We start from the raw sequence: 22825 nt of genomic DNA, 5'->3' as shown, positions 1-22825 counted from the left end.
CATCATGCTCCCGCCAGGGACACCGCCCCCGTCCGGGGTCGGCGGATCACGAGGGCCATCAGGGCCGCCGCCGCGCACAGCGCGCCCGAGGCGTACCAGACGAGGTCGTACGAGCCGAAGACGTCACGGGCCACTCCGCCGGCGAACGCGACGGCGGCCGCGCCCACCTGGTGGGAGGCGAGGACCCAGCCGAAGACGATCGCCGAGTCCTCGCCGTAGTGCTCACGGCACAGGGCGATCGTCGGCGGGACCGTGGCCACCCAGTCCAGGCCGTAGAACACGATGAAGAACAGCATGGGCGGGTGCACGGACGGCGCGAGCAGCATCGGCAGGAAGAGGAGCGAGACGCCGCGGAGCGCGTAGTAGACCGCGAGGAGCCGGCGGGCCTCGAAGCGGTCGGTGAACCAGCCCGAGGCGATCGTGCCGACGACGTCGAAGACCCCGATGACCGCGAGCAGTCCCGCCGCGGCCGTCACCGGCATCCCGTGGTCGTGGGCCGCTGGTACGAAGTGGGTCTTCACCAGGCCGTTCGTCGACGCGCCGCAGATCGCGAACGTTCCCGCCAGGAGCCAGAACGGGCCTGTGCGGGCCGCCTTGAACAGCACCGTGACCGCACGCCGGGCCGCGCCCGTGACGGGCGCCGGCTTCTCCGCGTACTCCCCGCCGTACGGGGCGAGTCCGACGTCCGCAGGGTGGTCCCGGAGCAGCAGCCACACGAACGGGACCACCGCGAGCGCGGCGAGCGCCACGGTCACGGCCGCCGGGCGCCAGCCGTGGTGCTCGACCAGCCAGGACAGCAGCGGCAGGAACACCAGCTGCCCGGACGCGCCGGCCGCCGTGAGGATGCCCGTCACCAGGCCCCGGCGGGCGACGAACCAGCGGTTGGTGACGGTCGCCGCGAACGCGAGGGCCATCGAGCCGCTGCCGAGCCCGACGAGCACGCCCCAGAAGAGGACGAGCTGCCAGGCCGCCGTCATCCACACCGTGAGCACCGAGCCCAGCGCGATGACGGACAGCGCCACCGCCACGATCCGGCGGATGCCGAAGCGGTCCATGAGGGCGGCGGCGAAGGGGGCCGTGAGGCCGTAGAGGGCGAGGTTGACCGAGACGGCGAAGCCGATCGTGCCCCGCGACCAGTCGAACTCCTGGTGCAGCGGCTCGATCAGCAGGCCGGGGAGCGACGCGAACGCGGCCGCGCCGATGATCGTGACGAAGGTGACCGCCGCGACGAACCAGGCCCGGTGGAGGCGGGGAGTGCGGGGCGGGCGCGGGCCGCCGTGCGGGGCGGATGCGGCGGGAGCGGCGGGGCTGCGGGGAGCCCGCCCGTCGGGCGTATCGGCGGGCGGCGTCTCGGTTGTCTGGGCCATGCCACTGAGCATCCCTGTCCGCCCCCGTACCCGACCATTGGCCCGGATGACAGCTTTCGAACGGATCGGGACACGGATCGGGACATGCTCCGGGCCACGGACCGGGACATGAACCGTGACATGCACCGGGCCACGGACCGGAGACCGCGCCGCCCGCTCACACCCTCGGCAGTGTCCTGATCGGCCGTACCGCGAGGAGCGCACCCACCACGAGCACCGCGATCCCCGCCCCCGTCAGCAGGACCTCCTCCGTGCCGACCGCCGCCGCCACCGGCCCCGACAGGGTGCGCCCGACGCCCATCATCAGGAGCGAGCCGGCCACGTCGTACGCGTGCATCCGGTTCAGGGCCTCCTGCGGTACGTGCGTCTGCACGGCCGTCGACCACATCACCAGCCAGAACGCGAAGGCCGCGCCCCCGATGAACTGGCCCGCGCCGAGCAGCGCCACGGGCGCGCCCAGGCCGAGCAGCGCGAGGTTCACGGGGAGGCCGAGGAGGGCGACCGCGCCCGCCGCGAGGGGCGTGCGCGGGCGCAGCCGGAGGGCGAGCAGGCCACCGACGGCGCTGCCCGCGCCGTTGACGGCCATGAGCACGCCGTACGCGGCCGAGCCGTGGTCCCCGGTGACCAGGCTCGCGGTGAGCGGCACCATGGGGCCGGCCACGGTGAGCCCGTACACGGTCCAGATGGCGATGACGCCCCAGAGCCAGTTCCGCGCCCTGAACTCCGTCCAGCCGCCGACGAGTTCAGCGCCGAGTGAGTCCCGCCGCAGGGAGTCGGAGGGGATCGGGGCGATCCGCATCAGGGTGAGGCAGAGGGCGCTGACCGCGAAGGTCGCGCCGTTGACGGCGAAGGCGGCGCCCGCGTTCCACACGGCGACGAGCACGCCCGCGGCCGCCGGACCCGCCATGATCATGAGGGCCTCGACGACCCGGAGGACGGCGTTGGCGCGCTGCACGTCGGGGGCGATGCGCGGGATGGTCGAGGCGACGCCCGGCTGGAAGAGGGCGGCGCCGACGCCGCTGAGGACGGAGAGGGTGTAGACCGCCCAGAGGGGCGGGCCGCCGAGGGTGAAGGTGACGGCGAGGACGGCCGCTCCGGGGAGCCGCAGCAGGTCCGCGAGGATCATCATGCGCCGGGCGGTGAAGCGGTCGGCGAGGACTCCGCCGAAGAGGACGAAGAGCGCGAAGGCGGCGGTCCAGCCGCCGAGCGCGTAGCCGACGGTGGCGCCGGAGTGGCCGGCGCCGAGGAGTCCGGCGGCGAAGGCGACCGGAACCATGCCCTCGCCGAAGACGGCGACGGCCCGGGCGGCGAAGAAGAGCCGGAAGTTACGGTTCCACAGTGCGGGCGGCTCGGCCGGGGCGGGAATCCGCTCGGCGGCCTCAGACTTGTACGTGTTGTCCGTCACGGAGAGGTAGACCTATCACCATGTGGTCTACACCACCACTGAATTCCGACCGGTCTCCGGAGGGAGCACCGCCCGTGCCGCCGTCGCCCGAACCGCCCCCGCACCGCGTCGCCGTGCTCGCGCTGCCCGGCCTCCTCCCCTTCGAGCTGGGCATTCCGCACCGCATCTTCGGCCGCGCCCGCACGCCCGGGGGACGGCTGTTGTACGAGATAGTCACCTGCGCGACGGCCGCGGGCCCGGTGCCGACGGACGCCGACTTCTCGATCCACGTCGAACACGGCCCGGAGGCCCTCGCCACCGCCGACACCGTCGTCGTCCCCGCCTCGTACGAGCTGGGCCCGGTCTACGACGAGGGACGGCTCACCGACGAACTGGCCGCCGCGCTCGCCCACATCCGGCCCGGCACCCGGCTCGTCTCCATCTGCACCGGCGGGTACGTGCTCGCCGCCGCCGGGTACCTGGACGGGCGCCCGGCCACCACCCACTGGTCCTCGGCCGAGCACTTCCAGCGGCTCTTCCCGCGCGTGCGGGTCGACGCGGACGTGCTGTTCGTCGACGACGGCGACGTCCTCACCTCGGCGGGCGTGGCCGCCGGGATCGACCTGTGCCTGCACATCGTGCGCCGCGACCACGGCACGGCCGTCGCCAACGACGTCGCCCGCAGGACCGTCGTACCGCCGCACCGGGACGGCGGCCAGGCCCAGTACATCGAGCGGCCCCTGCCGGAGGCCGGGACCCACACCACGACCACCGCGCGGGCATGGGCGCTCGCCCACCTCCACGAGCCGATCCAGCTGCGGGACCTGGCCGAGAAGGAGGCGATGAGCGTACGGACGTTCACCCGCCGCTTCCGTGACGAGGTGGGCGTCAGCCCCGGCCAGTGGCTGACCCAGCAGCGGGTCGAACGCGCCCGGCACCTCCTGGAGTCCACGGGCCTGCCCGTCGACCGGGTCGCGCAGGACGCCGGATTCGGCACGGCGCAGTCGCTGCGGGTGCACCTGATGAGCGCGATCGGGGTGACACCGACGTCCTACCGGCGGACGTTCCGCACGTCCGCGTCCGCGGGGAACGCCTCGGAGGCCGTCTCCGAGGCGGCTTCGGAGGTCGTCCCGGAGGCCGCTTCCTGAGCTTCCGGGGCCTCCCGCAGGAGCCGCCGCTCCCCCACCGCGGCGACCGCGGTGAGGAGCACCGTCAGGGCGACCCCGCAGAGGATCGCCGTCGACGGCGCGACGACCTTGAGCAGGCCGCCCGCCAGGGTGCCGCTCGCCGCGTAACCGGCGCCCACGGCCGCGTACATCACCGAGTACCCGGCGGCGAGCGCGGACGGCGGCAGGAGCTGCCGCAGGGCCAGGTTCCGGGTGAGCATGGCGGGGGCCTGGAGGAGCCCGGCGGCGACCAGGGCCACGGCGATGGCCGCCGTCCACGGCAGGAGGGCCACCAGGGCGACGCCCGAGGCCACGGCCAGGACCAGGAGGAGGGACTGGACGGCGAGGGGGCCCGGCCAGTGCCCCCGCAGGCCGTACACGAACGCGCCGACCGCCGAGCCGATCGAGAACCCGGCGAGCAGCGGTCCCGCCCAGCCGATGCCGATCCCGCGCTGTTCGAGCAGGGCGGGCAGGATCAGTTCGGCGAGCGCGAGCAGGGTCAGGCTCGCCGCCCCCAGGACGTACACCGGCCAGACCCGCAGCAGCGCCCGTCGCAGCGTCGTGCCGTCCTCCCTGGCCTCCTGCTGCCAGCCCGGCGGGAGCGCCCACAGCCCGGCGACGGACAGGCCCATGAGGACGCCCATGAGCAGCAGGGGAACGGCGGGGTCGACGCCGAGCGCGAGGCCGGTGGCGAGGGCGGGAGCGGCGGCCCAGATGCCGAAGGTCAGCACCGACTCCATGCTCATCGCCTGGGTCACGGCCCGCTCGGGGACGAGGCTGGTGAGGAGGGCGCGCAGGCCGCCGGGAACGGCGGCCGGTCCGGCGCCGGCGAGCAGCGCGAGGGCGGCGAGCACGGCGGGGTGCGCCCCGGGCACGAGCCCGAGGCCCGCGAACCCGGCGGCCCCGACGGCGAGTCCGGCGACGAGCTGGGGCCGCGCGCGCTCGGCGTTCAGCCGCAGGCCGAGGACGGGCGCGGCGACGATCTCCCCGAGGACGTACGCGGCGGCGAGGACGGCGCCGAGCGAGTACCCGCCGGGCCGTTCCCGGACGAGGAAGACGAGGGCGAGCGGGGCCATGGCCACGGGGAGCCGACCGGCGACGGTGACGGCGGACCAGGCGAGAACGGGGCGGGTGGCGAGCTCGCGATAGGACATGCTCAGGACCGTAACGAGGCACGCCCCCCGAGGCCCAGCTCGTTTTCCCTCCCGCCGGCCATCGCCCCCGCCGGACGGCCGGACGGCGGCGGCGTACCGCGGGCCGGACCGCCGGACCGCGGCGGCGTGTCGCACCCTCAGAAAGTGAGGACCCCCCGGGCCACCTTGCCCGCCTCCGCGTCCTCCACCGCCCTCGCGAACTCCTCCACCGGGTACGTGGCAGTGACGAGTTCGTCGAGGAGGAGGCGGCCCGAGCGGTACAACTCGGCGTAGAGGGGGATGTCGCGCTGCGGGCGGGAGGAGCCGTACCGGCAGCCCAGCACCGACTTGTCCAGGAACATCGCGGCGGGCAGGAAGCGGGCCTCCGCCTTCGGCGCGGTCATGCCGAGGAGGATCGCCTGCCCGTGCCGGTCGAGGAGGTCGATCGCGGTCCGGACGAGACCGGTGTGCCCGACGCATTCGAAGACGTGGTCGGCGCCGGTGGGAAGGATGCCCCGCACCCCGTCGGTGGAGGTCAGGAAGTGGCTCGCCCCGAACTGCCGGGCCACCGCCTCCTTGGCCGGGTTCGTGTCCACGGCCACGATCGTCAGCGCGCCGGCGATCCGCGCGCCCTGGAGGACGTTGAGCCCGATCCCGCCGGTGCCGATGACGACGACCGTCTCGCCCCGCCCGACCTTCGCCCGGTTCAGGACGGCCCCGACGCCGGTGAGGACGCCGCAGCCCATCAGGGCGGCCGAGGTCAGCGGGATGTCCCGCGGGATCTTCACCGCCTGGACCGCCTTCACGACGGTCCGCTCGGCGAAGGACGAGTTCGAAGCGAACTGGTAGAGCGGCCGTCCGCCCCGCGAGAACGGCTGTCCTGGCATGCCGATGGCCTTCCGGCACATGGTGGGCCGCCCGCGGTCGCAGTCCGCGCAGGCTCCGCAGTTGGCGAGGGTCGACAGGGCCACGTGGTCACCCGGGACCACGTGGGTGACTCCCGGGCCGACCGCCTCGACGACGCCCGCGCCCTCGTGTCCGAGGACCACGGGAGGGGGGAAGGGGATGGTTCCGTCGACGACCGACAGATCGCTGTGGCACAGTCCGGCCGCCGCGATCCCCACGAGCACCTCCCCCGGTCCGGGGTCCCGCACCTCCAGGTCGTCGACGACCTGGACCTGCTTCCCGTCGAACACCACGCCCCTCATGAGCGGTTCTCCGTCCCGGTGTCGGCCGCGCCTCCGTCGGGGCCCGCCCCCTCGTTCGTCCCGGAGCGGGCTCCCGCGTTGGGGCGGTCGCCCGCCGCCGCGGCCCGGGCCATCTCCTCCAGGCGGGCGAGCATCGGCATCGGGTCCACCCCGACCGTCCCCGGCAGGAAGTCCGCGATCCGTTCCGGGGTCCAGGCGCCGCCCTCGGCGTATCCCGCCCGCAGCTCCCTGGGCTGCGCCCAGACCGCGATCTTCGGGCCGGCGATCGTGTAGACCTGGCCGGTGATCTTCTCCTCGCGGGCCCGCTCGGAGAGCAGATAGACCACGAGGGCCGCCACGTCCTCCGGCTCCCCGATCTCCTTGAGCTCCATCGGGACGTTCGCCGACATCCGGGTCCGCGCCACCGGGGCCACCGCGTTCGCCGTGACCCCGTACTTGTGGAGGCCGAGCGCCGCCGACCGTACGAGGGAGATGATCCCGCCCTTCGCGGCCGAGTAGTTGGCCTGCGCCACCGAGCCCTGGTGGTTGCCGCTGGTGAAGCCGATCAGCGTCCCGGTCCCCTGGCGCCGCATGATCGCCGAGGCCGCCCGGAAGACCGTGAACGTGCCCTTCAGATGTGTCGCGACGACCGGGTCCCACTCCTCCTCGGACATGTTGAAGAGCATCCGCTCGCGCAGGATGCCCGCCACGCACACGACCCCGTCGAGGCGGCCGTACTCGGCGAGGGCGACGTCGACGACGCGCTGCCCGCCCGCCATCGTCGAGATGTCGTCGGCGACCGCGACCGCCGTGCCGCCTCCCGCCTCGATCTCCTTCACCACCGACAGCGCGATCTCCGAGGCCGGTTCCCCGCCCTCGATCGACACGCCGTAGTCGTTGACGACGACCTTCGCGCCCTCCGCCGCGCACGCGAGGGCCACGGCGCGGCCGATGCCCCGCCCCGCGCCCGTCACGGCGACGACCTTGCCAGCCAAGAAGTTCCCCACGTCCGGCCCCTCCCGCAGTTTCTGACGGTCCGTTAGATTCATTCGTCGTCAGGATTCTACGGTCCGTCAGATACCGGAAAACAAGACCCCGGAGGCCCCGATGTCTCTGCCCGCCGCATTCCACGAGATCGCCAAGCGCGTCAACAACTGGGGACGTTGGGGCCAGGACGACGAGATCGGCACCCTCAACCTCGTCACCGACGAGGTCGTACGGGAGGCCGTCGCCACCGTCCGCACCGGCCACCGCGTCCCCCTCGCCGTCGACCTGAAGCAGGACGGCGTCCAGACCGGCATGATCCCCGGGCGGGTCAATCCGCTCCACGTCATGGTCCAGATCAACCAGGAGCTCTTCGGCCCCGGCACGGTCGCCACCAGCGATGACGCCGTGACCCTCGGCCTCCAGGCGGGCACCCACTGGGATGCCCTGACCCATGTCTCCCACTCGGGCCACCTCTACAACGGCCGCCCCGCCACCACCATCACCCCGCACGGCCGCTCCGAGTTCAGCGGCATCCACACCGCCCGCCATCTCGTGAGCCGCGGGGTCCTGCTCGACGTGGCCGCCGCCAAGGGCCTGGACCGGCTGCCGGGCGACCACGCCGTCACGCCCGAGGACCTGGACGAGGCCGCCGACTTCGGCGGGGTGACCGTACGGTCGGGCGACATCGTGCTCGTACGGACGGGCCAGATGCGGTCGTACCTGGCCGGCGACCGGCACGGATACGCCTTCCCGTCACCGGGGCTCTCGATCCGTACGCCGGAGTGGTTCCACGCCCGGGACGTCGCGGCCGTCGCCAACGACACCCTCACCTTCGAGATCTTCCCGCCGGAGGTCGAGGACCTGTGGCTGCCCGTGCACGCCCTCGACCTGGTCGAGATGGGCATGCTCCAGGGGCAGAACTGGAATCTGGAAGCTCTGTCCACAGCCTGTGCACAAGAGCGGCGCTACGCCTTCCTGCTCTCCGCCATGCCCGAGCCCTTCGTGGGCGGTACGGGCACACCGGTCGCACCGGTCGCCGTCCTCTGAGCACCGGTACGTCGACGGGTGGCGGCGCGCACGGCTCGGCCGCCGCCGTCCGCCACCCGGCCGCCAACCGTCAGCAGCGCACCCGGCCGGGCGTCACCGACGTCCCCGGTCCCGCGCCGGGGACGTGCCCCGAGCCATGTCCCGCGCCGTGCCCCGGACCCGGCGAAGGCGCGGCCGGATCCCGGTCGACCTCGCACCAGATGCTCTTGCCGGCGCCCTCGGGCTGCCAGCCCCACCGGTCCGCGAGGCCGTCGACCAGCTCCAGGCCGCGCCCGTTGGTGTCGTCGCCCTCCGCGTGCCGGGGCCGCGGCGGACGGTCGCTCGCGTCCGCCACCTCGACGCGCACCCCGCCCTCCGCCGCGAACAGCATCCGCAGGACGGCCGGACAGCCGGTGTGCACCACCGCGTTGGTCACGAGCTCGGAGATGAGCAGCACCAGCGTCTCGGCCAGCGGCTCGTCATCGCCTATGCCCGAACCGGCGAGTCGCGACCGGGCCCACCTCCGGGCTCGCCCCACCTCCGCCGGGTCGGGCCCGACCTCCAACTGAACCTGAAGCACCTGCACCGCTCACACCATCCGAACCGGCGGACACATCGCCTCGCGCCTCACAGCCATCGACGCCCTTACGGAACGTGATTCCCTTGTGAGACAGCATGGTTGACGTACAGTCACCGCAACAAGCGCTTCGGGCATATTCCAGCGCGAAGGAGTACGCGTAGTCCATACTGTGCGACGCGCGCTGCGGGGAGTCGAACAGGAGCGCGCGGGGCGCCTCCTCGGGGCGCGAGCGGCGCGCATTCCCGGGCCCGGAGTCACCTCAGGGGCGACACCGGGACGATCCGGGCCAACGAGCACTCGCATCCCACGGAGCGTACCGGAGGCGGAGGCCGACTCCGGGCCGTGACGGCCGCGCCGAAGGACACAACCAGATTTCAACCGTCCGTGACCCGGTGGGAGCGGAGAGCGATGCCGGGAGTCACAGTCCGGCGGCCACCGCCTCCTCGGCGCGAGCGGCGGGCAGCCGCAGCCCGGCCCGCACCCAGGCGCGCTTCAGATGGAGGTGGACGTCGGCCTCCCAGGTGAAGCCCATGCCGCCGTGGACCTGGAGGCAGTCGCGGGCGTTGGCGGTCGCCGCCTCGTCGGCGAGGAGCTTGGCGCCGGCGATCTCGACGGGGTCGACGGTGAGGGAGGCGGCGCGGACGGCGGCGCGGGCGAGCTCCGTCCGGACGAGCATCCCGGCGCAGAGGTGCTTGACGGCCTGGAACCCGCCGATGACCTGACCGAACTGCTCCCGTCGGCGGGCGTAGGAGACGGCCTCCGCGGTGGTCCGCCCGGCACTGCCCACCTGCTCGGCGGCGGTGAGCAGGACGGCCTCGGGGCTCGTCTCCTCCCCGCCGGGAGCGGGTGGGGGCAGGGGCACGCGGTGCAGGGGCGTCAGCGGGTCGACCGACCGCACCGGTACGGCGCCGGAGGCATCCCCCACCACCACGTCCGCCGCGTCCAGCCACGGCACCAGCCCCTCGGCCACCTCCGTGACGACGACGTCCCCCTCCGCGGCGCCCGGCACGGAGCCCGCCGCCAGGTGCGTCGCCACGAGCGGCCCCGGGAGCAGCGCCCGGCCCGCCTCCTCGAAGACGAGGACCGCCTCCGGAAGGCCGAGTCCCACGCCTCCCGCCTCCTCCGGCAGGCGCAGGGCGAAGAATCCGGCGGCGCCGAGCCCGCGCCACAGGTCGCGGTCCAGCGCGCCGCCGGAGTCGACCGCCGCCCGCAGCGCCTCCCGGCCGAAGCGGCCTTCGAGGAGGTCCCGTACACCGCGCCGCAGGGCCTGCTGGTCCTCGGTGAGTCGGAAGTCCATGGCGGGGGTCACCGGCCCTTCGGCAGGCCGAGGATGCGCTCGGCGACGATGTTGCGCTGGATCTGGGAGGTGCCGGCCGCGATCGTGTACGAGAGCGAGGAGAGCCGGTCGAGGGTCCAGTCGCGCCCGAGGTCGAGCGCGTCGGGGCCGAGGACGGCGGCTGCGGCCTCGTACAGCTCCTGGCGGGCGTGCGAGTAGTGCAGTTTGAAGACGGAGCCGCCCGCGCCGGGCACCCCGCCGGTCGCCTGGGCCTCGCTGACGTTGGCCTGGACGATCCGCCACAGGGCCTGGAACTCGGCGGAGAGCCGGCCGAGGCGGCGGCGCAGCACGGCGTCGTCCCAGGTGCCGTTCTTGCGTGCGGCGCGGGCGAGTTCGCCGAGGAGCCGGCGGCAGGCGACGACCTCGCCGACGAACGCGGTGCCGCGTTCGAAGGAGAGGGTGACCATGGTGACCCGCCAGCCGTCGTTCTCCTCGCCGACCCGGTTCTCGACGGGCACCCGCACCTCGTCGAGGAAGACCTCGGCGAACTCCGTGGAGCCGGCGAGGGTCCGCAGCGGCCGTACCGTGACGCCGGGGGCGTCCATGGGCATCGCGAGCCAGGTGATGCCCCGGTGCCTGGAGGGCGCGTCCGGGTCCGTGCGGACGAGCAGCTCGCACCAGTCGGCGACCTCCGCGTGCGAGGTCCAGATCTTCTGTCCGGTGACGACGTACGCGTCCCCGTCCCGTACCGCCTTGGTCCGCAGCGAGGCGAGGTCGGAGCCGGCGTCGGGCTCGCTGAAGCCCTGGCACCAGACCTCGTCGCCGCGCAGGACCGGCGGCAGCCAGCGGGCGCGCTGTGCGGGCGTGCCCTCGGCGGCGATGGTCGGTCCGGCGTGGAGGAGGCCGACGAAGTTGGCGCCGACGTAGGGGGCGCCGGCGAGTTCGGTCTCCTCCAGGAAGATCAGCCGCTGTGTCGGGGAGGCGTCCCAGTGCACGTCGGCGTACCCGGCGTCGTACAGCCGGCGCTGCCAGCCGCAGTCGTAGGCCCGGCGGGCGGGCCAGTCGAGCGGGTCGGGTCGCGGCGGGAGTCCTGGCAGCGTCGCGGCGAGCCAGGCCGCGAGCCGGGCCCGGAACTCCTCCTCCTCGTCGGTGCAGGAGAGGTCCATCAGGCGCTGCCCCACCCGAAGTCGACGCCCCGGTCGAAGTCGAGGCCGAGCATGCGGATGGCGTTGCCGCGCATGAGCTTGTAGATCGTCTCGTCGTCGAGGCCCTGGACGTGGTCGAGGGCGACCTCCTTGGTGTGCGGGAAGGTCGAGTCGACGTGCGGGTAGTCGGTCTCGAAGGTGGCGTTGTCGCGTCCCACCACGTCCAGGGAGGCGATCCCGTGCTTGTCGCGGAAGAAGCAGCAGAAGATCTGCCGGTAGTAGTACGTGGACGGCGGCTCGGGGATGAGGTCGCGGACGCCGCCCCAGGCGCGGTGCTCCTCCCAGACGTCGTCGGCGCGCTCCAGGGCGTAGGGGATCCATCCCATCTGGCCCTCGCTGTAGGCGAGCTTGAGCCGGGGGAACTTCACGAGGACCCCGCTGAAGAGGAAGTCCATCATCGAGGCCATCGCGTTGTTGAAGCTGAGGGAGGCCTGGACGGCGGGCGGGGCGTCCGGCGAGGCGGCGGGCATCTGGCTGCTGGAGCCGATGTGCATGTTGACCACCGTGCCGGTCTCCTGGCAGACGGCGAAGAAGGGGTCCCAGTAGCCGGAGTGGATCGACGGCAGGCCGAGGTGGGTGGGGATCTCGGAGAAGGTGACGGCCTTGACGCCGCGTGCGGCGTTGCGCCGGATCTCGGCGACGGCGAGGTCGATGTCCCAGAGCGGGATGATGCAGAGCGGGATGAGCCGGCCGCCGCTGTCGCCGCACCACTCCTCGACCATCCAGTCGTTGTAGGCGCGCACGCAGGCGAGGGCGACCTCCTTGTCGTGGGCCTCGGCGAAGGTCTGGCCGCAGAAGCGGGGGAAGGTCGGGAAGCAGAGCGAGGCCTCGACGTGGTTGAGGTCCATGTCGGCGAGGCGTGCCTTGGGGTCCCAGCAGCCGCGCCGCATCTCGGCGCGGGTGATGCCCTCCAGGGTCATGTCGTCGCGGTCGAAGCCGACGGCGGCGATGTTGCGCTTGTACGGGAACTTGAGGTCCTCGTAGATCCACCAGTCGGTCGGCGGGCCGTCCGGGTCCATCGTGATCTGGTACTTGCCGGCGACGTAGGCGAGCTCTCCGATGCCGGCCGTGAGGGGCTGGGGTCCGCGGTCGCGGTACTTCTTCGGGAGCCAGGTCTCGAAGAGGTGGGCGGGCTCGATCACGTGGTCGTCGACGCTGATGACGCGGGGCAGTTCCGTCATGACCCCTCCATGTTTCTGATGGACCGTCAGATCTGACGGCATCAGGCTAGCCCCGCACCCCTGGACCGACAAGCGCCCGGCCTCTACGCTCACCGCACGATCTGACGGTACGTCAGCCAAGAGGAGTCCGGTCATGGATCAGACCGCACACGCCCTGGGCGCGGCCCGCACGCTCTGGGAGCTCGTCGAGCGCCGCGCCGCCCTCACCCCCGACCGGCCCGTCCTCCTCCAGGGCGACCGGGTCCTCACCTTCGGCGGGCTGCGCGAGCGCGCCGAGCGCTGCGCCGCGGGGCTCCACGCCATGGGGGTGCGCCCCGGCACGGTCGTCGCCTGGCAGCTGCCCACCCGCATCGAGACCGCGGTGCTCTCCTTCGCGCTCGCCCGCATCGGAGCCGTACAGACGCCCGTGATCCCCTTCTACCGGGACAAGGAGGTCGGCTTCGCGCTGCGCGAGTCCAAGGCCGAGTACTTCGCCGTCCCCGGAATCTGGCGCGGATTCGACCATACGGAGATGGCCCGGCGACTCGGCGCGCACGGGATCTTCGAGGCCTACGGACCCGATTCCCTGCCCGACGGAGACCCGGCGACGCTGCCCCCGCCGCCCTCCTCCGGGACCGACGTCCGCTGGATCTACTGGACCTCCGGCACGACCTCCGACCCCAAGGGCGTCCTGCACACCGACCGCTCACTCCTCGCGGGCGGCTCCTGCCTCGCCCACGCGCTGCGGCTCACCGCGTCCGACGTCGGCTCGATGGCCTTCCCGTACGCCCACATCGCCGGGCCCGACTACACGGTGATGCTGCTGCTGTACGGATTCCCGGCCGTCATGTTCGAACAGTTCGCGCTGCCCGAGGCACTCGCCGAATACCGGCGGCACGGGGTGACCGTCGCCGGCGGCTCCACCGCCTTCTACTCGATGTTCCTCGCCGAACAGCGGAAACAGCCCGGCGAGCCGGTCATCCCCACCCTGCGGCTGCTCGCGGGCGGCGGCGCCCCGAAGCCGCCGGAGATCTACCACGCCGTACGGAAGGAACTGGGCTGCCAGCTCACCCACGGGTACGGCATGACCGAGGTCCCCATGATCACCATGGGCGCGCCCGACGACACCCCGGAGAACCTCGCCACCACCGAGGGCCGCCCGCCGGCCGGCATGGAGATCCGGATCACCGGCTCCGGCGAGGTGCGGCTCCGCGGGGAGGCGGTCTGCCGGGGCTATCTCGACCCGGCGCAGACGGCCGCCGCCTTCGACGAGGACGGCTTCCTCGTCACCGGCGACGTCGGGCACCTCACCCCGAGCGGGCACCTGGTCCTGACCGGCCGCATCAAGGACATCATCATCCGCAAGGGAGAGAACATCTCGGCCAAGGAGATCGAGGACCTCCTGCACCGGCACCCGGACGTGGGCGACGCCGCCGTGATAGGACTCCCGGACACCGAGCGCGGCGAGCGCGTCTGCGCCGTCGTCGAACAGCCCCCGGGAGCCGCCCCGCTGACCCTTCCGCTGGTGACGGCCTTCCTGCGGGAGGCGGGCCTCTCGGTCCACAAGCTGCCGGAGCAGCTGGAGGTGGTGGCCGCGCTCCCCCGCAACGAGGCGCTGCGGAAGGTGCTGAAGTACCGGCTCAGGGAGCGATTCGGTCGGTGACCTGCTGCCCGGGGAGGGTCACGTCGGGGCGTTCCGCCGCCCCTGTCAGCGCTCCCCGCACATCCTCGTACACCTCGAAGAGGCGCCGGACCCCGAGCGCGGTGAGGACCCGGCCGACGTGGCCCTCCCGGTCCTCGGGAAGGATCAGGCGCAGCCGGCCGCCGCAGGAGCGGAGGAGCCGGCGGGACGCGATCAGCACCCCCACCCCGCTGGAGTCGCAGAAACGGACGGCGGACAGATCGATCACCAGGTCGTGACGGCCACCCGCCACGGCGTCGTGGACGCGGCGGCGTATCCGGGGGGAGGTGACCAGATCCATTTCGCCCCGTACACGGAACACCGTCCAGGAGCCGTACTCGTTCTCGTCGACCTCGATCGTCGTCACGGTCGGCGCCTGCCCCACCGGCGGGCCGCGAAACCCCTGAGCGCGAGGATGACGCTTTCCTTACCATCCGAGTCCGCGTCAAGGGCGCACTTGCGGCAAACATGGGTGCGTTGTCGGAGCGGCGCACTACTTTGGAGTAGACACGGAGTGCCGCCGCAGCCGGGAGGGGCGAGGGTCGGATGGCGATGGACACACCACCGCGCTGGGACCGCAGGATGCAGCAGCGGCTGGCGCGCGGTGAGGCGGCCGCGCTCGGCGAGCTGTACGACCGGTTCGCGGCACTGGTGCACAGCCTCGCCCACCGGGTCCTCGACGACGACGACGCGGCCGACCAGATCACCCGCGAGGTCTTCGGCTACATCTGGGAGAACCCGGACGCGTACGACCCCAAGCAGGGGAACCTGCGCTCGTGGGTGGCCAAGCTGACGCAGCGGCAGGCCGTCCACCGGCTGCGGCAGGCCGAGACGACGGCGTACGCGGAGACCGGCCGGGGTTCGGCGGAGGAGCTGGAGCAGAAGGTCCGGCGGGCCTCGGTCGCGGCCCGCGCCGACTACATCGTGACGTCCATGCCGACCCCGCTCCGGGCCGCGCTCGAACTGGCGTACTTCCAGCGGCGGGACTACCGGCAGACCGCCGCCGACCTCGGCGTCACCGAGGACGAGGCGCGGCGGCGCCTGCGCCTCGGGCTCCAGCTGCTCTCCTCGGCGAACCGGCCCTTCTCCGAGGGCGGCGGTCCGCCCGGCTACGGACGGGCGCGGTGACCCGGGCGAACGGCGACGACGGGGACGACGTCGCACGCGCCCCGTGGATACCGGGGCCGCGCCGGGCGGCGGACGACCACGCGGATCTGACGGCCGGCCCGGGTGGGGCGCCGGAGGAGGAGAAGCCCGGGGCGGAACCCGAGCCCGACGTACCCGTCCTGACGCACGGGGTGCTCAAGTCCCTCCTCGGGGCCTGGGCGCTCTCGGCGTGTTCGCCCGGGGAGACGCAGGCCGTCGAGGACCATCTGACGGCCTGCGCGCCGTGCGCGGACGAGGCGCTGCGGCTGCGGGACGCGGTGGCGCTGCTGCACGAGGACCGGGATCTGGACCTCGACCCGCTCCTGCGGTCCCGGGTGCTGGAGAACTGCCTGGGCCGGCGCCCGGCGCGCATCCCGGTGCCGGAGTGGGTCACGCCGTACGACGCGGAGACCGCGCGGCTCGACGCCCTGCTCCGGGACATCGGCGAGTCGGAGTGGCACGCGCCGGTCCGGCTCAAGTGGTACGAGGAGGACCGGATCGTGCGCCGGAAGGCGACGGTCGCCGGGGTCATGGGCCATCTCCTCGCGGTGGACGGGCTCGTGTCGTCGGCGCTCGGCCTGGACGACCCGCTGGGCGCGGGGACCCCGGAGCTGTCGCCCACGGAGCGGACGGACGCGTTCTGGTCGAGCCAGGACCGGCCGCCGAACCGCTCGATCCGCGCCCCGTGGCGGGACCAGAGCCACACGCTGATCCGGACCGTGTCGTTCGCGGGGCGGGGCGTGGCGGACCTGACGGTCACGTACAAGGACTTCGCGCTGCCGCTGCGGGACTCGCTGCTGGAGCGGGCCTTCGAGTGCTGGGTGCACGCGGACGACATCGCGAACGCGGTGGCGTACCCGTACGCGGCGCCGAGCGGGGCGCATCTGCACAGCATGATCGACCTGGCGGCGCGACTGCTTCCGGGCGCCCTGGCGAACCGGCGCCGTGCGGGGCTCGCGTCGCCCGCCCGTCATCTGGTCGCGGCGGGCGCGCCGGGCCGCTCGCTGCACCTGGAGGTGGAGGGCGCGGGCGGCGGCCACTGGTACATCGCGCTGGACTCCCCGGCGGCGCTCGGCTCGCCGGAGCAGGTGGTGGCGCAGGTGGCGATGGACGGGGTGGAGTTCTGCCAGCTGGTCGCGGGGCACATCTCCCCGCAGGAGGCTGCTGCGGGACAGGACGGCGACCGCGAGGCGATCAGGGACGTCCTGTCGGCCGCGGCGGCGCTGAGCCGGCTGTAGGCCGCGCGGCCCGGTTCGTCCGGGCAGCCCGTCCCGAGCGCCGGTTCGTCCGCGCCGCGGGCGCGCGAAGGTGACGGAGGCGACCTCCGCGTGCCGGGGCGGCGGTGTCAGGCGAAGACCACCGTGCGGCGGCCGTTCAGCAGGATGCGGTGTTCCGCGTGCCACTTCACCGCGCGGGCCAGCGCCTGGCACTCCACGTCGCGGCCGATCGCGACCAGCTGGTCCGGGGTCACGTCGTGGGCGACGCGCTCGACCTCCTGCTCGATGATCGGGCCCTCGTCGAGGTCGGCCGTCACGTAGTGCGCGGTCGCGCCGATCAGCTTCACACCGCGCGCGTGCGCCTGGTGGTAGGGCTTGGCGCCCTTGAAGCTCGGGAGGAAGGAGTGGTGGATGTTGATGATCCGGCCGGAGAGCTGCTTGCAGAGGTCGTCGGAGAGGACCTGCATGTAGCGGGCGAGGACGACCAGCTCGACGTTCTCCTCGCGGACCAGGTCGAGAAGCTCGGTCTCGGCCTCCGCCTTGGTGTCCTTGGTGACGGGGATGTGCCGGAAGGGCAGCCCGTACGAGCCGACGAGTTCCTGGAAGTCGGTGTGGTTGGAGACCACGGCCACGATCTCGACCGGCAGCGCGCCGAGCCGCGAGCGGAACAGCAGGTCGTTCAGGCAGTGGCCGAACTTCGACACCATGAGGACGACCCGCATGCGCTGGTCGGCGCGGTGGATCTGCCAGTCCATCTCGAACGAGTCGCCGACGGCGACGAAGCTGGCGCGCAGCTTGTCGACGTTCACCGGAGCCTCGGCCGAGAAGTGGACCCGCATGAAGAACAGTCCGGTGTCGCGGTCTCCGAACTGCTGACTGTCCTCGATGTTGCACCCGGTGATGAAGAGGTAGCTCGACACGGCGTGCACGATGCCCTGCTTGTCGGGGCACGAGAGGGTGAGGACGTACTGGTCGGTCATCCCGTCAGCCTGCCATACCCGGAGGTGCGCGGTGAGCCACCGTCCGTCAGGCGGACCCCGTCATGATGTGCAGCACGTCGAGGGAGCGCGGCGGCGTGTCCGGGTCCTCCCCGTCGGCCTGCGCGAGGTGTACGTGGGCCTCGCGGGCGGCCCGTACGGCCTCCGGCCACCCGGGGTGCTGGAGGTAGGCGGAGACGGGGGCGTCGGGGCCCACCTGGTGCATGATGCGCAGCACCCGGAGGACGGCGACGTCGACGAGGGCGGCCTCGCCGGTGTCGCGGAAGATCGAACCGACGTACTTCTCGGCGGACCAGTTGTCGAGCCAGGTGTCCTCGACCAGGCGGTAGACGGCGTCGGTGACGTCGCCGTACCCGTCGAGGCCGGCCAGCCAGGTGGTCTCGTGGAACCCGGGATCGGAGAGCATGTGCAGCGCCGAGCGCACGTTGCTGCGCCAGCGCCACCACGGCATGTCGTTGAGCGGCATGCCGCCCATGGTGGAGGAGCGACGGCCGCGACGGGAAGAGTTAACCGAACCGGAGACTGGACTGGACACGTTTCGATCGTACGTTCCCTTGTCCGGTAACCGGAGCCGCCCCCTCGCAGCCCCCGTAATTCACCTTCACGTCACCCCGCGTTGAACCATGCTCACTCCCGCGTTACCCGTGAGGCGGAAATGTGCGTGTCCATGACCGGACGGCGACTGACCTCACTCCTCGCGTACGTCACGACCGCGACGGCCGGAGCCTCGTTGCTCACCGGTTGTGGCGTGCTCCCTGGAACCACGGGGGGTTCCAGGGAGCCCGTCACCGTCATGACGTGGGCTCCCGACCAGACCCGTGCCACCAATATGCCCGGAATGCCCGCCATGGCCCAGACGTTCGCCCGCTGGGTCAACTCCCAGGGCGGCATCGACGGCCACGAGCTGCGCATCCTCACCTGCAACGAGCACAACACCACCACCGGCGCGGCCGCCTGCGCCCGCCGTGCCGTCCGCGAGAAGGCCGTCGCCGTCGTCGGCTCGTACAGCCAGAACGGGCGTGCCTTCATGGCCCCCCTGGAGGCCGCGGGCATCCCGTACATCGGCGGCTACGGCATTTCCGAGGACGAGTTCACCAGCCCGCTCTCGTACCCCGTCAACGGCGGCCAGGCCTCGCTCATCGCCGGTCACGGCATGCAGCTCGCCGCGTCCTGCCGCAGGGTCTCCCTCGTCCGGCCCGACACCCTCGCCGGCGACAAGCTCCCCGAACTCCTCAACTCGGGCCTGCGCAAGGCGAGTCACCGCAGCGCCGTCGACATCCCCGCCGTCGAGGACGCCGCCGAGTACACCGAGTCCGCCGTCAAGGCCCGCGAGAAGGCCGGTGACGAGGCCGGCTGCGTCACGGCCGTGCTCGGCGAGCGCACCCAGACCTTCTTCGACTCCTTCCGCCGCCTCCCGGAGGAGGAGCGCGGCGGGAACGGCGACGGCTCGGGCGACGGCTCCGGTGACGGCTCCGGCGGGAAGAAGGACGGTGTGCGGATCTCGTCCGTCCTCGGCAGCGTCGGGCAGCCCGTGATCGACCGCACCGGCGGCGCCCACAGCCCCTTCGAGGGCGCGTTCGTCACCGGCTGGTACCCGGAGGCGTCCGACAAGAGCTGGGCCCCGATGCGGAAGGTCATCCAGGAGCACGCCTTCGCCGACAACCGGGTGGACCCGGCCGACGCGGGCGTCCAGACCACCTGGATCGCCTACACGGTCCTCAAGGAGGTCGTCGAGTCCCTCGACACCGACAAGGTCACGGCCACCCAGATCGCGTACGCCCTCGACCGGGGCGCGCGGATCGACACCGGCGGTCTGACCCCGGCCCTGCGCTGGAAGTACGAGGACCTGCTCGGCGCCCCCGGCTTCCCCCGGATCGTCAACCACGAGGTGACGTTCCAGGTGGTCCGCAAGGGCCGGCTGGTGGCCCAGCGGCCCGGCTTCGTCGACGTCGGCGAGACCGTGCTGACCGCCCCCTGAGCCCCTCCCCGCTGTGGCCATGACCACAGCGGGGGCGCGGCCGGGGCTACAGCTGGGTGTACGTCCGCTTCTCCAGGCCGTACTTCGTGGCCGTCGGGTTCCACAGCGAGGCCGCCTGCTTCTTGGCCGCGGTGGCCTCGCCGCTCTTGTTGTTCGCGGCGAGGAAGTGGTTGGTCGAGCGGGCCTTGCCGCCCTTGCAGGCCTTCTTGTCCTTCATCTGGTCGCCCCAGGCCGCGTAGTGGTCGTCGGCGGACGCCGAGGCCTCCCAGGCCTTGATGAGCGAGGCCGTCAGGGCCGGGTTGTCCGGGATCTTGTCGACCGACAGCGACTGGAGCTTGGTGACCAGGCTCCGGCGCTGCTCGGCGGCGCCCCGCAGATCGCTCGCGGCCTTGTCCAGGTTCTTGCACTGCTTGATGGACTCGACCGAGCTGATCACCGTGTCACGGCTGTTGCTGCTGGTCGCGAGCAGCTTGCTCAGCTCCTGCGCCTGCGGCTCCGCCGGGTCGGCCGCCTTCTCGGTGGGCGCGGCCGACGTCTCCCCGGACGGGGCGGCGGAGCTCTCCGCCACGTTCTGCGAGCCCTTCTTGGGGTCCTTGTCCTCGTCGCCCCCGCTGAGCAGCGCGCCGGCCCCGAGGCCGACGACCGCGCAGCCGACGACCACGGCGGCGATCAGCGCGACCGGGGACTTGCGGCGCGGGGGCTCGGGGTCTCCGCCGTCGTCGTAGTAGGCACCCTCGTACGCGTACTGCTGCGGGGGCGCGGGCGGCTGGTGCTGCTGGTGCTGCGGCGGCTGATGCTGCTGCTGGTACGGAGCCGGGGCGGGCTGCTGGTACGCCTGCGCGTGCGGCTGCCGCGGGGCCTGCGGGGCCTGCGGGGCCTCCGTGCGGAAGAGGTTGTCGAACTCGGCGGGCGGCTGCCGCTCACCGGGCTCCTGCGCCGGTACGGGGGCGATGTACTGGGTGGCGTCCGAGGCGCCCGCGGGCCCGGGGCCCTGCGCCTGGAGGGGCCCGGTGCCCAGGAACTGGGTCTGCCCGCCCTGCTGCGACGGGACGGGGGCGATGTGCTGGGTGGCCTGCATGTCCCCGGCCGGCGGCGGATAGCCGTACCCGGGCGCCTGGCCGGGCTGCGGCATCCCGCCCGGCCCCTGCTGCGGGTACCCGTAGCCCGGCTGCTGCCCCTGCGCCTGCGGCATCCCGCCCTGGACCGGGGACACCGGCGGCATCCCGCCCGGGACCGGCGCTATGTGCTGGGTCGCCTGCATGTCGGGGCCGCCCGGGGCGCCCTGCGGCGGGTAGCCGTAGCCGGGCTGCGGCGCGCCCTGCGGGGGGTAGCCGTAGCCGGGCTGCGGCCCGCCCTGCGGCGGGACCGGCGGCAGGTACTGGGTGGACTGCATGTCGGCGGCGCCCCCCGGCGCCGCCTCCGGAGGCAGGGGCTGCGCGGGCGGCAGGGGCTGCCCGCCCGGCGCCGCGCCGGCGGGACCCCAGGCGCCACCGTACGGCTGTGCTCCCCCTTGGGCGTTCTGCGCGGGGGGCACCGCCGGGTACTGCGGCTCCGGACCCTGTCCGTTCTGCGTCACCGGGACTCCTACTGGTGGACCTACGGAATCGTCGGCTCACGCTACCGGGTGCGCCCGGGGCTCCGCACATACGTGTGAGCCCGGTTACACAACCTTCTCGAACGGCACCGCCCCCGGCGGGGACTAGGCGGCATGGAGCTCCATGCGCGCCCCGAACTCCCGTACCACCGCCTCCCCCGCGTACGGCTCCAGACGCTCCCGCAGGTCGTCCAGGTACTCCGCGCCCCTCGACGACCGCAGCGTGCCGAGCAGTTCGAGCGCCCGCGTGCCCGTGCGGCAGGCCTGCTCGACCTCACGCTGCTGGACCTGTGCCGAGGCGAGCAGGGCGAGGCCGATCGCCCGGCGTCGCGCGCGCGTCTCGGGATGTCCGGCGATCGACTCCTCCGCCGCCCGCGCCGCCGCGTCCGCCCGCCCCAGATCCCGGTAGCAGTGCGCCAGTTCGTCCGCCAGGTACGCCTGGTCGAAGTGGGCGATCCACGCCGGGTCGTCACCCGACTCCGGATCGGCCTGCTCCAGGGCGCGCACGGCCCGGCCCGCCGCCGTCTCGAAGGCGCTGAGGTCACCCAGCAGAGCGTGCCCGCGCGCCTCGGCCGCCTGGAACATCGCCTCCGCGCGCGGCGGCACCTTCCCCCGCGCCCCCTCCTGCGCGGCCCGTGCCAACTGGGCGATCTCCCGGGGGTTTCCGAGCTGCGCGGCGAGGTGGCTCATGGAGGCGGCGAGGACATAGCCGCCGTAGCCCCGGTCACCGGCGGCCTGCGCGAGCCGCAGCGCCTGGATGTAGTACCGCTGGGCGAGGCCCGGTTCGCCGGTGTCGACCGCCATGTACCCGGCGAGTTCGGTGAGCCGGGCGACCGCGGCGAACAACTGCCGCCCGACCGACTCCCGGTACGAGCCGGACAGCATCCCCGACACCACGCTGTTGAGGTAGTGGACGACCACCGGACGCACGTGCCCGCTGCCGAACCGCCGGTCGAGGTCGACGAGCGCCGCCGTCATCTCCCGCACGGCCGCCACGTCCGCGACCCCGACGCGCGCCCCGGCCATCCGGGCCACGTGCGAGTCCGGGCCCGTGATCAACCAGTCCCGGCTGGGCTCGACGAGCGCGGAGGCCGCGACCGTGGAGCCGGCGAGGAAGTCGCGGCGGCCCACGTCGCTGCGCCACAGCTCGCAGACCTGCTCGATCGCGCCGGGCACGGTCGGCGCGAACTGGAGCCCCACCCCGGCCGCGAGGTTGCGGCCGTTGGCCATGCCGACCTCGTCGATCGTGACCGTACGGCCCAGCTTGCGGCCGAGGGCCTCGGCGATGATCCCCGGCGCGCGCCCCCGCGGCTGCTGCCCGCGCAGCCAGCGCGCCACCGACGTCTTGTCGTACCGCAGGTCGAGTCCGCGCTCCGCGCCGACCATGTTGACCCTGCGGGCGAGGCCGGCGTTGGAGCAGCCGGCCTCCTGGATGAGCGCCTGGAGCCGTTCGTTGAGCTGACGCGGAACGAGTGGCCTGGCTGCCATGAGTACCCCCTGAGGCCGTGCGGTGATCACCGAAGGAGGGATCACTGCCCGGTGAATATCCGGTCAATGCCGATGTGAACACGCGAAACCGGACACGTCGGCCGCGGCTTCGCCACCGGCGCCCCCACCTGTCCGTACCCACCCCAGCTCCCCGGCCCTCCGCGCGCCCCCGCTCGTGCACCGATGCGCCCCGCGTGCAGGATCGATGCCTCACACCGCTCCGCGCCCTGGCCGTAACCCCAGGTGACGGGG

The 22825-nt window shown here is 73.1% G+C and carries 20 protein-coding genes; 6 read left to right on the top strand and 14 right to left on the bottom strand.

Going from position 1 to position 22825, the window contains the following annotated elements; all coding sequences use genetic code 11:
• Positions 1-2: 2 nt before the first annotated feature.
• Both OG392_RS21105 and OG392_RS21100 read right to left on the bottom strand, forming a co-directional pair.
• Positions 3-1367 (bottom strand): MFS transporter, encoded by a 1365-nt coding sequence (locus OG392_RS21105; RefSeq protein ID WP_329281703.1) that lies wholly within the window; start codon positions 1365-1367, stop codon positions 3-5.
• Positions 1368-1524: 157 nt separating this feature from the next.
• On the bottom strand, positions 1525-2772 hold the full coding sequence (locus OG392_RS21100) for an MFS transporter (protein WP_443054829.1): 1248 nt from the start codon (positions 2770-2772) through the stop codon (positions 1525-1527).
• A gap of 74 nt (positions 2773-2846) precedes the next feature.
• Between OG392_RS21100 and OG392_RS21095 the strand changes: the two genes are divergently transcribed.
• Complete coding sequence (locus tag OG392_RS21095) at positions 2847-3899, top strand: GlxA family transcriptional regulator (protein ID WP_329281701.1); 1053 nt, start codon at positions 2847-2849, stop codon at positions 3897-3899.
• On the opposite strand, the gene OG392_RS21090 is transcribed toward OG392_RS21095, so the two are convergent.
• From OG392_RS21090 to OG392_RS21080, 3 genes are all read right to left on the bottom strand, one after another.
• Entirely contained in the window at positions 3803-5071 is a 1269-nt protein-coding gene (locus OG392_RS21090) for an MFS transporter (protein WP_329281698.1), read from the bottom strand. The two genes, OG392_RS21095 and OG392_RS21090, sit on opposite strands and share 97 nt — an antisense overlap.
• 137 nt (positions 5072-5208) lie before the next feature.
• Entirely contained in the window at positions 5209-6258 is a 1050-nt protein-coding gene (locus OG392_RS21085) for a Zn-dependent alcohol dehydrogenase (protein WP_329281696.1), read from the bottom strand.
• On the bottom strand, positions 6255-7244 hold the full coding sequence (locus OG392_RS21080; RefSeq protein ID WP_329281694.1) for an SDR family oxidoreductase: 990 nt from the start codon (positions 7242-7244) through the stop codon (positions 6255-6257). Before OG392_RS21080 ends, OG392_RS21085 begins: the two co-directional genes overlap by 4 nt.
• Positions 7245-7344: 100 nt before the next feature.
• On the opposite strand from OG392_RS21080, the gene OG392_RS21075 reads away from it, so the two are divergent.
• Entirely contained in the window at positions 7345-8271 is a 927-nt protein-coding gene (locus OG392_RS21075) for a cyclase family protein (protein WP_329281691.1), read from the top strand.
• A 70-nt stretch (positions 8272-8341) separates the two neighbouring features.
• Here the strand turns inward: OG392_RS21075 and OG392_RS21070 are convergent, their stop codons facing one another.
• From OG392_RS21070 to OG392_RS21055, 4 genes are all read right to left on the bottom strand, one after another.
• Complete coding sequence (locus tag OG392_RS21070; RefSeq protein WP_329281689.1) at positions 8342-8836, bottom strand: ATP-binding protein; 495 nt, start codon at positions 8834-8836, stop codon at positions 8342-8344.
• A 412-nt stretch (positions 8837-9248) separates the two neighbouring features.
• Complete coding sequence (locus OG392_RS21065; RefSeq protein ID WP_329281686.1) at positions 9249-10127, bottom strand: acyl-CoA dehydrogenase family protein; 879 nt, start codon at positions 10125-10127, stop codon at positions 9249-9251.
• Positions 10128-10135: 8 nt separating this feature from the next.
• Complete coding sequence (locus OG392_RS21060) at positions 10136-11272, bottom strand: acyl-CoA dehydrogenase family protein (protein ID WP_329281684.1); 1137 nt, start codon at positions 11270-11272, stop codon at positions 10136-10138.
• Entirely contained in the window at positions 11272-12492 is a 1221-nt protein-coding gene (locus tag OG392_RS21055) for an amidohydrolase family protein (RefSeq protein ID WP_329281682.1), read from the bottom strand. Before OG392_RS21055 ends, OG392_RS21060 begins: the two co-directional genes overlap by 1 nt.
• Before the next feature lie 133 nt (positions 12493-12625).
• Between OG392_RS21055 and OG392_RS21050 the strand changes: the two genes are divergently transcribed.
• The gene (locus OG392_RS21050) at positions 12626-14134 is read left to right on the top strand and encodes a class I adenylate-forming enzyme family protein (protein ID WP_329281679.1); all 1509 of its coding nucleotides are present in this window, start codon (positions 12626-12628) and stop codon (positions 14132-14134) included.
• Here the strand turns inward: OG392_RS21050 and OG392_RS21045 are convergent.
• Positions 14112-14519: an STAS domain-containing protein gene (locus tag OG392_RS21045; protein WP_329281677.1), complete on the bottom strand. Its 408-nt coding sequence runs from the start codon at positions 14517-14519 to the stop codon at positions 14112-14114. The two genes, OG392_RS21050 and OG392_RS21045, sit on opposite strands and share 23 nt — an antisense overlap.
• Before the next feature lie 179 nt (positions 14520-14698).
• Here OG392_RS21045 and OG392_RS21040 point away from each other — a divergent pair, with 179 nt between their 5' ends.
• Together OG392_RS21040 and OG392_RS21035 are read left to right on the top strand one after the other, a co-directional pair.
• Complete coding sequence (locus tag OG392_RS21040) at positions 14699-15280, top strand: sigma-70 family RNA polymerase sigma factor (protein WP_030322256.1); 582 nt, start codon at positions 14699-14701, stop codon at positions 15278-15280.
• The gene (locus tag OG392_RS21035; protein WP_329281673.1) at positions 15277-16536 is read left to right on the top strand and encodes a maleylpyruvate isomerase N-terminal domain-containing protein; all 1260 of its coding nucleotides are present in this window, start codon (positions 15277-15279) and stop codon (positions 16534-16536) included. The genes OG392_RS21040 and OG392_RS21035 overlap by 4 nt, the downstream gene beginning before the upstream one ends.
• A gap of 107 nt (positions 16537-16643) precedes the next feature.
• Here the strand turns inward: OG392_RS21035 and purU are convergent, their stop codons facing one another.
• Together purU and OG392_RS21025 are read right to left on the bottom strand one after the other, a co-directional pair.
• Positions 16644-17495: a formyltetrahydrofolate deformylase gene (gene purU / locus OG392_RS21030; RefSeq protein ID WP_329281670.1), complete on the bottom strand. Its 852-nt coding sequence runs from the start codon at positions 17493-17495 to the stop codon at positions 16644-16646.
• Between the two features lie 46 nt (positions 17496-17541).
• Positions 17542-17988: an SCO4402 family protein gene (locus tag OG392_RS21025; RefSeq protein WP_329281667.1), complete on the bottom strand. Its 447-nt coding sequence runs from the start codon at positions 17986-17988 to the stop codon at positions 17542-17544.
• Positions 17989-18180: 192 nt separating this feature from the next.
• Between OG392_RS21025 and OG392_RS21020 the strand changes: the two genes are divergently transcribed.
• On the top strand, positions 18181-19491 hold the full coding sequence (locus OG392_RS21020; protein WP_443054828.1) for an ABC transporter substrate-binding protein: 1311 nt from the start codon (positions 18181-18183) through the stop codon (positions 19489-19491).
• A 46-nt stretch (positions 19492-19537) separates the two neighbouring features.
• On the opposite strand, the gene OG392_RS21015 is transcribed toward OG392_RS21020, so the two are convergent.
• On the bottom strand, positions 19538-21067 hold the full coding sequence (locus OG392_RS21015; protein ID WP_329281663.1) for a hypothetical protein: 1530 nt from the start codon (positions 21065-21067) through the stop codon (positions 19538-19540).
• Between the two features lie 123 nt (positions 21068-21190).
• Positions 21191-22573: a transcriptional regulator gene (locus OG392_RS21010; protein ID WP_329281661.1), complete on the bottom strand. Its 1383-nt coding sequence runs from the start codon at positions 22571-22573 to the stop codon at positions 21191-21193.
• Positions 22574-22825: the final 252 nt, after the last annotated feature.

The organism is Streptomyces sp. NBC_00691 (assembly GCF_036226665.1).
Lineage (GTDB): Bacteria > Actinomycetota > Actinomycetes > Streptomycetales > Streptomycetaceae > Streptomyces.
This window is presented reverse-complemented; position numbering and strand designations above follow the sequence as displayed.